Source organism: Bacillus sp. LR--39 (assembly GCF_053613335.1).
In genome coordinates, this window is record NZ_JBSIOT010000113.1 from 1 (window position 1) to 1566 (window position 1566).

The following is a 1566-nucleotide window of genomic DNA, read 5'->3' on the forward strand; positions in this document are numbered from 1 at the left end:
GGATCTGAAGCATACTCTCGATAACCTTGCCGATTGGTTGTGCGATAGGAGAGAATATGGTCTTGCGGGCAGATATAGACATCATAAAATTCATCGTAAACATACTCGTGTTTTCTCATGAATCCTTTTTTGGTTTGCGGACGCGTGTAAGGCATAACAGGGCGAACGTTTTCTTCATGAAGAAATTTTGCGATAACCGGTGTTTTGTATCCGGCATCAACTGCGACCGTATGAGGCTTGGCGACGCGCTCTTTCACTTGTTGAAACAGGGTCGTGAACACTTGGCTGTCATGAATATTGGCAGGCTCAACAACCGTCCCCAGCACAAATCCGTTCCGGTCACAAGCTGTATGAAAACCATAAGCAAAAAGGCGTTCCCGTTCACCCTTTACAAAATAGCCGCTCTCAGGATCTGTTGTACTTTCTTTTATTTCTCGTTCTTCTGAGCATTGCCTGGGCTTTAAGGGCTTTTTGCCGTTGGCTTCGCGATCGGCATTAATTTCTTGATCTAACTGTTCCTGATAAGCTCTTGTTTCTTTTCTTACGATCTTTTTCACAAACTTTTTCTTATTGGCATTCGCTTTGACATGTGTGCTGTCGATGAAGGCAACCGAAGGATCGACGAGGCCGAGATCCATGGCCTGACGTAAAATCCTATAGAAGATTGTTTCAAATAGGTCTGTGTCATGAAAGCGACGTTCATAGTTTTTACTGAAGGTTGAAAAGTGAGGGATTTTTTCAGAGAATCCATATCCAATAAACCAGCGATAGGCTACATCAGTTTCGATTCGCTTAATGGTTTCGCGCATGGAGCGATGACCAAACACGTATTGAATGAGCACCATTTTAATCAGTACAACAGGATCAATACTTGGACGCCCTTTTGAAGAATAAAGAGGGGCAACTTTTTGATAAATAAATGAAAAATCAATGGCTTCTTCCATCTTCCTGACCAAATGGTCTTCAGGTACAAGCTCACTTAAGGCAACGACTTCAAGCTGTTCACGCTGATCTTTAGAGTGTTTGGTCAACATGGTAAAACCTCCAAAAATTAGATTCCACACACATTTTAACAAAAAAAGCTTGTCGATCAAGCCACTTTTTTGTGACTTTGTCGACAAGCTGAAAGCTTCCTGAAAAGGAAGCTTTTTTATTTATCTTTAAACACATCAGGCCGCGCGCTTCGGTATCCGTACCGATAAAGCAGCGCCTCCGCAATTCGCCGCGAAGCCTGTCCGTCCCCGTACGGGTTTGAAGCCCTGGACATTTTTCGATATTCATCTTGATCGGTCAACAGCTGTTTAGTCAGCTGGTAAATCTTATCTTCATCCGTGCCTGCCAGTTTAAGCGTCCCGGCCTGGACGCCTTCGGGCCGTTCCGTCGTATCGCGAAGCACGAGGACCGGCTTTCCTAGCGACGGCGCTTCTTCCTGCACCCCTCCAGAGTCGGTGAGGATGAAGTGAGCTTCAGCTGCAAAGTTGTGAAAATCGATGACTTCGAGCGGCTCTATCAGGTGGACTTTATTCAAATCGCCGAAATGCTTTGCAGCCGCTTCACGAACAGCGG

The 1566-nt window shown here is 45.3% G+C and carries 2 protein-coding genes; both read right to left on the reverse strand.

What is annotated here, in order from left to right; translation table 11 throughout:
* A partial coding sequence (locus tag ACWHAR_RS20875; RefSeq protein ID WP_452087699.1) for an IS1182 family transposase occupies window positions 1-1034 on the reverse strand: 1034 nt, incomplete at its 3' end.
* A gap of 116 nt (window positions 1035-1150) precedes the next feature.
* Window positions 1151-1566: UDP-N-acetylglucosamine 2-epimerase (locus tag ACWHAR_RS20880; RefSeq protein WP_452087700.1), on the reverse strand; the 416-nt coding region annotated here is incomplete at its 5' end.